This is a genomic window from Streptomyces sp. NPDC043867 (assembly GCF_056435845.1).
In genome coordinates this window covers 259,439-268,841 of record NZ_JBWKDS010000007.1, presented here as the reverse complement: position 1 = coordinate 268,841, position 9,403 = coordinate 259,439, and the positions used below count along the sequence as shown (strand labels likewise).

Annotated in this window: 5 protein-coding genes; 1 reads left to right on the top strand and 4 read right to left on the bottom strand. The window is 71.4% G+C overall.

Features of this window, described 5'->3' with window-relative positions:
- Window positions 1–852: maltotransferase domain-containing protein (locus tag AC069T_RS10085; protein WP_478782268.1), on the bottom strand; the 852-nt coding region annotated here is incomplete at its 3' end.
- A 969-nt stretch (window positions 853–1,821) separates the two neighbouring features.
- Between AC069T_RS10085 and glgP the strand changes: the two genes are divergently transcribed.
- A complete protein-coding gene (glgP, locus tag AC069T_RS10080; RefSeq protein WP_478782267.1) occupies window positions 1,822–4,440 on the top strand; it encodes an alpha-glucan family phosphorylase in 2,619 nt (872 codons plus the stop codon).
- 58 nt (window positions 4,441–4,498) lie between these two features.
- Here glgP and AC069T_RS10075 read toward each other — a convergent pair whose 3' ends face one another.
- From AC069T_RS10075 to AC069T_RS10065, 3 genes are all read right to left on the bottom strand, one after another.
- Window positions 4,499–4,999 carry a DUF1990 family protein gene (locus tag AC069T_RS10075; protein WP_478782266.1) on the bottom strand — a complete coding sequence of 167 codons (501 nt, stop codon included), beginning with the start codon at window positions 4,997–4,999 and terminating at the stop codon, window positions 4,499–4,501.
- 256 nt (window positions 5,000–5,255) lie between these two features.
- The gene (locus tag AC069T_RS10070; protein ID WP_478782265.1) at window positions 5,256–6,914 is read right to left on the bottom strand and encodes a M4 family metallopeptidase; all 1,659 of its coding nucleotides are present in this window, start codon (window positions 6,912–6,914) and stop codon (window positions 5,256–5,258) included.
- A gap of 297 nt (window positions 6,915–7,211) precedes the next feature.
- A complete protein-coding gene (locus tag AC069T_RS10065; RefSeq protein ID WP_478782264.1) occupies window positions 7,212–9,254 on the bottom strand; it encodes a M4 family metallopeptidase in 2,043 nt (680 codons plus the stop codon).
- Between the last annotated feature and the right edge of the window lie 149 nt (window positions 9,255–9,403).

Sequence of the window (9,403 nt, the reverse complement as noted above, 5' to 3'; positions counted from 1 at the left end):
GTGGATCGGCGGGAGGTAGACGACGTCGAAGCCCATCTCCGCGATCGCGGGCAGCCGTTCGGCCGCGGTGCGGAAGGTCCCGCTCACCGGCGGCCGGCCCGCACGGACCACGGCGCCCTCGGAGCGCGGGAAGAACTCGTACCAGGCGCCGTACAGCGCCCGTTCGCGCTCCACGACGAGAGGCAGCGGTTCGGAGGACGTGACGAGTTCCCGCAGCGGGTGGCGGGCGAGGACCTCGTCCACCTCGGGGGTGAGCGCGGCGGCGAGCCGGGCCGCGGCGGGCCGCCCGCCGTCCCGCAGCGCGTCCGCCGCGGCGAGGACGGCCCGTCGGCCGGCCTTCTTCGGCACGCCGGCGGCCGCCCGTTCGTACAGGCGGGCCCCCTCCTCCAGGACCAGCTCGGTGTCCATTCCCGCGGGGATCTTGATCCCCGCGTGGTGGCGCCAGGTGGCCACCGGATCGCTCCATGCCTCGACGGCGTAGGTCCAGCGGCCCTCGGCCGGTACGGACACGGTGGCGCCCCAGCGGTCTGAGCCGGGGGCCAGTTCGCGCATCGGGGTCCACGGGCCCTCGCGGCCCTCCGCACTTGTGAGGACGACATTCGCGGCGACCGCGTCGTGGCCCTCACGGAAGACCGTGGCCGATATCTCGAACGGCTCGCGCACCACCGCCTTCGCGGGGCGCCGTCCTTCCAGGACCCGTGGCCGGACGTCCAGGACGGGGATGCGCCCCACACCGGCAGCGCGGTCCGCGGAGGGTTTCTCCGCCGTCGGGGGACCGGAATCGACCCTGCTCATGGAGGGTGCGACGGTGCTGGGCGTCGGGGGTGGCGACGTGTGGTGCTTGGCGGGCATGACCGCTCCTGTCCGCGTCAACGTGGGTGGGCGGATGAGAGTGTGGGGAGGCGGGTCCTCCGGACCTACCCGGAGGAGCCTTCCCACCCTATTCGGGTGTGCAATCCGGCGCGTTGTTAACTCCTCGCGCCCATGTCTGCACAAAAGTCAGACCTTGTCCGCACCAGGTCGGGGCCGGCCGGATCCCGGGGCGCCGGTCCCGAGCGTGCTTCCGTGCGCCCCCTGCGAACGGCTCGTCCTGAGCAGTCCGTCCGGTGAACCGGCCTCCGCGCGGGTGGCTTTCCGGTCGTCGCCCGCCGGACGAGAGCGCCGGGGGCGAACAGGCCGAGGCGGACACCGAAGGGGGAACCCGGCCGCGTCGGCCCGTACCGCTTACCCATTGAGAGCAGTGCGGTATGTGTGGCTGATTTTCGCCCCGTACGTCTCGGTGACGTCGCGGCAGGCCGCCGACGACGCCGTGCCCCCATCGAGCGTGACGAGGTGGCTCCCGTCGGCCGCGCCGGGCTCCCGGCGCCGGTCACCCGCCCCTCGGGAGCGGCGTGCGCGGGCGGCACGGTGGCCGGACGCACCGCGACCGCGACAGCCGCGGTGAGGCCCGCCACCCGGCGCGGGCGTCCGGTGCGCGTCCGCGGCATGTCTGGGTTCCCCTCCTGACGTGACGCACGGAGACCGGGGTGCACCACGTCGGGGGCGCTTTTGTCCGGTGCGTCACAGGGCACCCTCTCGTGGGGGGCCCTGTGCCACAAGGGCGCACAGGCGGGCGGAACCGGCCCAAGGGCACAAGTCGGCCGCACGCGACGGTTGCGGCGAATTCACGCCGAAGTCGGCCGGTGGGCGCGGGGGTCCGGCGCGTGTCCCGCCGTGCGCCGTAGTTGCGAGGGCTCCCGCGCCGCTACCGTCGTGGGTGACGAAGGGCGCACAGCGACGTGCGTCCCTCTGCCGCGTACGTCCTCCGTGAAGGTGGAATTCGTGAAGGCAATCCGCAGGTTCACCGTCCGACCCGTACTCCCCGAAGCCCTTCACCCGCTCATCGACCTGGCGCGCAACCTGCGCTGGTCATGGCATGCGGAGACCCGTGACCTGTTCCGGTCCGTGGACCCCGCGCAATGGGCCGCGTCGGGCAACGACCCCGTACGGCTGCTGGGGTGCGTGTCGGCCGCGCGCCTCGCCGAGCTCGCCGAGGACCGCCCCTTTCTGAGCAGACTGGCCGCGGTCTCCGACGACCTGCGCGCCTATGTGACCGGCGACCGCTGGTACCAGGCGCAGTCGGCCGAACTGCCCGCAGCCGTGGCCTATTTCTCGCCCGAGTTCGGCATCACCGCCGCCCTGCCCCAGTACTCCGGCGGCCTCGGCATCCTCGCCGGCGACCACCTGAAGGCCGCGAGCGACCTCGGCGTGCCGCTCATCGGGGTGGGACTGCTGTACCGGCACGGCTACTTCCGCCAGTCCCTGTCGCGGGACGGCTGGCAGCAGGAGCACTACCCCGTCCTGGACCCCAACGAGCTGCCGCTGGTGCTGCTGCGCGAGAGCGACGGCACCCCGGCACAGGTGTCCCTCGCCCTTCCCGGGGGCCGGCGGCTGCGGGCCCACGTCTGGCTGGCCCAGGTCGGCCGCGTCCCGCTGCTCATGCTGGACTCGGACGTCGAGGAGAACGACCTCGGCGAACGGGCCGTGACCGACCGCCTCTACGGCGGCGGCAGCGAACACCGCCTGCTGCAGGAGATGCTGCTCGGCATAGGAGGGGTGCGCGCGGTACGGACGTACTGCCGGCTCACCGGCCACGCCGAGCCCGAGGTCTTCCACACGAACGAGGGCCACGCCGGCTTCCTCGGCCTGGAGCGCATCGCCGAACTGTGCGACACCGGGCTCGACTTCGACTCCGGCCTCGAAGCCGTCCGCGCGGGCACCGTGTTCACCACCCACACCCCCGTCCCGGCCGGGATAGACCGCTTCGACCGGGAGCTGGTGGCCCGCCACTTCGGCCCCGACGCCGAGCTGCCGCGCATCGACGTGCAGCGGATCCTCGCCCTGGGCATGGAGACCTACCCGGGCGGCGAGGCGAACCTCTTCAACATGGCCGTGATGGGCCTGCGGCTCGGCCAGCGCGCCAACGGCGTGTCCCTGCTGCACGGTCAGGTCAGCCGGGAGATGTTCTCCGGCCTGTGGCCGGGCTTCGACCCGGAGGAGGTCCCGATCACCTCGGTGACCAACGGGGTGCACGCACCGACCTGGGTGGCCCCCGAGGTCCTGAGGCTCGGCGCCCGCCAGATCGGCGCGCAGCGCACCGAGGAAGCGCTCACGGTCGGCGCCTCGGACCGCTGGGACTCGGTCGCCGACATCGCCGACCAGGAGATCTGGGACCTGCGCCGCGTCCTGCGCGAGCAACTCGTCACGGAGGTGCGGCAGCGCCTGTACGCCTCCTGGCGGCAGCGCGGGGCGGGCACGGCCGAACTCGGCTGGATCGACGGCGTGCTCGACCCCGACGTCCTGACGATCGGCTTCGCCCGCCGCGTCCCCTCCTACAAGCGTCTGACGCTGATGCTGCGGGACCGGGACCGGCTCCTGGACCTGCTCCTGCATCCCGAGCGCCCGATCCAGATCGTCGTCGCGGGCAAGGCGCACCCCGCGGACGACGGCGGCAAGCGGCTGATCCAGGAACTGGTGCGCTTCGCCGACGATCCGCGGGTGCGTCACCGCATCGTGTTCCTGCCCGACTACGGCATGGGGATGGCGCAGAAGCTCTACCCGGGCTGCGACATCTGGCTGAACAACCCGCTGCGCCCGCTGGAGGCCTGCGGCACGAGCGGCATGAAGGCCGCGCTGAACGGCTGCCTCAACCTGTCGGTGCTGGACGGCTGGTGGGACGAATGGTTCCGGCCGGACTTCGGCTGGGCGATCCCGACGGCGGACGGCACGGCGACGGACGACGACCGCCGAGACGAACTGGAGGCCTCCGCGCTCTACGACCTCCTCGAACAGCGGGTGGCACCGCGCTTCTACGACCGGGGCGAGGGCGGCCTGCCCGACCGCTGGATCGAGATGGTCCGCCAGACCCTGACCCACCTGGGCCCCAAGGTGCTGGCGGGCCGCATGGTCCGCGAGTACGTGGAGCGCCTGTACACCCCGGCGGCCCGCGCCCACCGCGCGGCGACGCCGGAGGCCGCGCGGGAACTGGCGGGCTGGAAGTCCCGGGTGCGGGCGGCCTGGCCGCGGGTCGCGGTGGACCATGTGGAGGCCTCGGCGGAGACCACCACCGCCGAACTCAACACGACGCTCAGCCTGCGCGTCCGCGTGGACCTCGCCGACCTCGCCCCCGACGACGTGGAGGTGCAGGCGGTCGCCGGGCGGGTGGACGCGCAGGACCGCATCGCGGACGCGGCGACGGTCCCCCTCAAGCCGGCGGGCGGCCCGGACATGGAGGGCCGCTGGGTCTACGAGGGCCCGCTGTCCCTGGACCGCACCGGGCCGTTCGGCTACACGGTCCGCATCCTGCCGGCGCACCGTCTGCTGGCGTCGGGCGCGGAACTGGGCCTGGTGGCCGTCCCGTCGGAGGAGACCGGCGAGGGAGCGGGCGTCCTGCTGCGGTGACCGGGACCGTGCCCCGCCGGAGCGGGCGGGGCACGGACCGACCCCGTCGGGACAGGCCCTAGTCCTCCAGCCCCGCGCACAGCCGGCGCAGGACGACCCCGCAGCGCTGTGCGTAGGCGTGCTGGAGACCGCGTGTCGCCGGGCCGCCCGCCCGGGCGTACCACTTGGCGGGGCGGCTGAAGGCGGTCACCGTCAGCCAGACGGTGCCGTCGCCGGTGCGGTCCACCACGAAGGCCTCCTCGCCGCACTCCGGGTGACCGGGCAGGGTGCCGTAGGCCCAGCCGGCCCGGCGGGGTTCCTGGGTCGTCCAGACGACACGGCAGGGGGCCCTGATCGGGCCGAGGCCGACGGTGACGTCGACGCCGGGCGCCGCCGTCCGGGCGTCGGTGGTGATGGCGACGCCGACCGCACGGTGCAGTTCCCAGGTCAGCAGCGCCTGGCACGCCCTGCGGAAGACGTCCTCGCCCTCGCCGATCCGGTTTCGGACATGCAGTCGGTGGAAGCCCGGTGGGCAACGGTCCTCGCGGGTCGCGCCCACGTCCTCGTAGGTGAAGGGCATGGGGGACAGCGTAGGGCGGCCCCCGGAGAAACCTTCTCTCCGGGGGCCGCCCCGTGGGGTCGGACGCGGACTAGGGCCTGTCGTTTGGATCAGGCTGGCTGTGACCGACGGTTCGTCCTGACCGGCCCGAGCGGGGTCTGGCGCGTGCAGCTGCAAGGCGGAGGAGGGAGTCGACGCGGAGCGTCGGCGACCGACGACAACGCCGCAGATGTGCGTGCCAGACCCCGCGACGCCGGCATGATCCAAACGACAGGCCCTAGCTGACGTTCACCGCGGTCCAGGCGGCCTTCACGGCCGCGTACTCCGTGCTGGTGGAGCCGTACAGCGCCGAGGCCGCCGACAGGGTGGCGGTGCGGGCGCCCGCGTACTTGGTCGTCGACGTCATGTAGGTCGTCAGCGCCTTGTACCAGATCTGCAGGGCCTTGGCGCGGCCGATGCCGGTGACCGTGGAGCCGTTGTACGTGGGGGAGTTGTAGGACACCCCGTTGATCGTCTTCGCGCCGCTGCCCTCGGACAGCAGGTAGAAGAAGTGGTTGGCGACGCCGGACGAGTAGTGGACGTCCTTGCTGCCGACCGTGGAGGACCAGTTGTCGGCGGAACCGCCGTCCTTGCTGGGCTTGTCCATGTAGCGCAGCGGCGTGCCGTCACCGTTGATGTTGATCTCTTCGCCGATGAGGTAGTCGCCCACGTCGGAGGAGTTGGCCGCGTAGAACTCGACGCCGGTGCCGAAGATGTCGGAGGTCGCCTCGTTCAGGCCGCCGGACTCGCCCGAGTAGTTCAGGCCCGCGGTGTTGGAGGTGACGCCGTGGCTCATCTCGTGGCCGGCCACGTCCAGGGACGTCAGCGGGTGGGTGTTGCCCGAGCCGTCGCCGTAGGTCATGCAGAAGCAGCTGTCGTCCCAGAACGCGTTGACGTACGCGTTGCCGTAGTGGACGCGGGAGTAGGCGGCGACGCCGTTGTTCTTGATGCCGCTGCGGTTGAAGGTGTTCTTGTAGAAGTCCCAGGTCACCTGGGCGCCGTAGGCGGCGTCGACGGCGGCGGTCTGGTCGGCGGTGGAGCTGGAGGCGGTGCCCGTGCCCCAGACGTCGTCGGCGTCGGTGAACAGCGTGCCGGTGCCGGACGTGCCGTGCTTGAGGTTGTACGTCTTGTGGCCGCCGCGGGTGGTGTCGTACAGCTGGTACGTCGTGCCCGACTTGGTGGTGGTGAGCGGGACGGTGCCTGCGTACAGGCTCTTGCCGGTGCCGGTCTCGATGCCCTGGTACTCGTAGAGCTTCTTGCCGGTGGCCGCGTCGGTGACGACGTGCAGCTCGTTCGGGGTGCCGTCGTCCTGGAGGCCGCCGACGACCGTCTCGTAGGCGAGGACCGGCTTGCCGTTGGCCGCCCAGATCACCTTGCGGGGCGCGCGGTCGGCCCCGGTCTTCTCCGAGCCCGCGCTCTGCGCGGCCTTCACGGCCTGCTTCTCGGCCTTCTGGGCGGTCACGGCGGGCTTCAGGGAGGCCACCTTGATGGCCGCCTTGGTCGCCTTGGTGACGCCCTGGGTCTTGCCGGCCTTCGTCTCGTGGACGACGAGGTCGCCGCCGAGGACCGGGAGTCCTTCGTAGGTGCGCTCGTAGCGGGTGTGGACCGTGCCGTCCGCGTCCTTGACGACGTCTCTGACGACGAGCTTCTCCTTGGCGCCGAGACCTATCTCGTCGGCCGTCTCGGTGACGTCGGCCTGGGCGTCCCTGATCAGGGTCGTACGGGCCGCCGGGGACAGCTGGACCGGGGCGGCGGCCGGGTCGGACGCGCCGGTGGATGAGGCGGGCGTCTGTGCGGACGCACCGGTGGTCATACCGGTGGTGAGGAGGGCTCCGGCCGCGACGGCGGTCGCGATGGCAAGAGTGGTCCGCTTGTGACGCGCGTAGAGGGGGGTCACGCAAGCTCCTTGTGTGGGGGCCGACCGCACGGTCTGGGGTAGCCGTGCGGAGGGGAAGGTGCGGTGCGGGAGTGCCGTGCGGTGGAAGCGTGCCATCCGGGGCGCGTACATGTCATGAGGGCAAGCAAAGCTTGGCCGGAAAGCGTTCGTTGAGTGAATATCGCTGTACGCAATGCGGAATCGATCATGCTCAAGAGGCACCCAAGCCTGGGTCACGGCAGGGTAAAAGAGGGCGCCGCCCCGGTGGCTCGAACCACCGGGACGGCGCCCTGTTCCGTGCGTGACCGCGGGGGCGGTCTACGGGAAGGTGAGCTTCCAGCTGTTGATGTAGCCGGTGTCCTGCGCCGCCTGGTCCTGGACCTTCAACTGCCAGGTACCGTTGGCGACTTCGGAGGACGCGTCGACCGTGTACGTGGTGTTCACGTTGTCCGCCGAGTCGGACGAGCTGAAGTTCTTCAGGCGGTACGCGGTGCCGTCCGGGGCCACCAGGTCGACGACGAGGTCACCGCGCCAGGTGTGCACGATGTCCACGGCGACCGCCAGGTTCGACGGGGCGTTGCCCGCCCGCCCGGAGACGGTGACCGAGGACGTCACGGCCGCGCCGTTGTCCGGAATCGATACGTCGGCCGTGTTCTCGAACGACGTACCGCCACCGCCTCCGCCGCCGGACCGCGCACCGACGGCCACGGCCGCCCACGCGTCCTGCACCGCCTTGTACTCGGCGCCCGTCGTGCCGTACAGCTCACCCGTCGCCGCGAGCGTGCCGGTGCGGGCCGCCGCGTAGTTCGTGGTCGAGGTGAACTTGGTGGTGAGCGCCCGGTACCAGATCTGCAGCGCCTTGTCGCGACCGATCCCGGTGACCGGGAGGCCGTCGGCGGTCGGCGAGTTGTAGCTGACGCCGTTGATCACCTTGGCGCCGCTGCCCTCGGACAGCAGGTAGAAGAAGTGGTTCGCGGGGCCCGACGAGTAGTGCACGTCGACCGAGCCGATCCCCGAGTACCAGTTGTCCTTGGACGCGCCGTCCTTGCTCGGCTTGTCCTGGTAGCGCAGCGGCGTGCCGTTGCCGTTGATGTCGATCTTCTCGCCGATGAGGTAGTCGCCCACGTCGGAGGAGTTGGCCGCGTAGAACTCGACGCCGGTGCCGAAGATGTCGGAGGTCGCCTCGTTCAGGCCGCCGGACTCGCCGCTGTAGTTGAGTCCCGCGGTGTTGGAGGTGACGCCGTGGCTCATCTCGTGGCCGGCCACGTCCAGGGACGTCAGCGGCTTGGCGTTGCCCGAGCCGTCGCCGTAGGTCATGCAGAAGCAGCTGTCGTCCCAGAACGCGTTGACGTACGCGTTGCCGTAGTGGACGCGGGAGTAGGCGCCGACCCCGTTGTTCTTGATGCCGCTGCGGTTGAAGGTGTTCTTGTAGAAGTCCCACGTGGTGGCGGCGCCGTAGTGCGCGTCCGCGCCCGCGGTGGCCGCGTTCGACGTGGTGCCGTTGCCCCAGGTGTCGCTGGTCTGCGAGAACAGCGTGCCCGTGCCGGACGTGCCGCGGTTCAGGTTGTACGTCTTGTGGCCGCCGCGCGCGCCGTCGTTCAGCGTGTACGTGGAGCCCGAGAGCGTGGTGGTCAGCGGCACCGTACCGCTGTACTGGGTGTTGCCGGTGCCGTTGTGGACGCCCTGGTACTCGTACAGCTTCTTGCCGGTGGCCGCGTCGGTGATGACGTGCAGCTGGTTCGGCGTCCCGTCCTCCTGGAGGCCGCCGACGACCGTCTCGTACGCCAGAGCCGGCTTGCCGTTCGCCGCCCAGATCACCTTGCGGGGCGCGCGGTCGGCCTCGGTCTTCTCGGAGCCGGCGCTCTGCGCGGCCTTCACGGCCTGCTTCTCGGCCTTGGCGGCGGTGACGGCCGGGGTGAGCGTGGCGACCTTGATCGTGGCCTTCGTCGCCCTGACGACTCCCTCGGTCTTCCCGGACCTGGCGGTGTCGACCACCAGGTCGCCGCCGAGCACCGGGAGCCCGGCGTAGGTGCGCTCGTAGCGGGTGTGGACCGTGCCGTCCTTGTCCTTGACGACGTCACGGGCGACGAGCTTCTCCTTCGCCCCGAGGCCCAGGTCCTCGGCGGTGTCCGCCTTGGCGGCGTTGGCGTCGCGTATCAGCTCGGCGCGCTGCGAGGGCGTGAGCTGCACGGCGACGGAGCCGGGGTTGATCTTCCCGGCCGGTGCCTTCTCGGGGGCGGCGCTCGCGGCGCCCGACTGGACGGCCGCCGTGAGCAGGGCGGTGACGCCGACGAGTGCGGCGGCGGTGGCCCTACGGCGTGCGGTGTGGGAGGTGCGTCTGTGGGAGGTGCTGCTTCTCAACACTGACTCCTTCTGCATGGCCGCGGGTCGCACGGCCAGGGGAGACCGGACGATGGATGACCCGTCCGGGCAGAACAGGGCGGTACGCGGAACCAGGTGCAAGGAGGTTGCGCCGCCGCACAGCCGGGATGCTGTGAGGTTGCTGTGGA

What these genes read in the sequence shown, in the direction of transcription:
- AC069T_RS10075 (WP_478782266.1), bottom strand. Translation starts at nt 4,999, where the DNA reads ATGCCCTTCACCTACGAGGACGTGGGCGCGACCCGCGAGGACCGTTGC.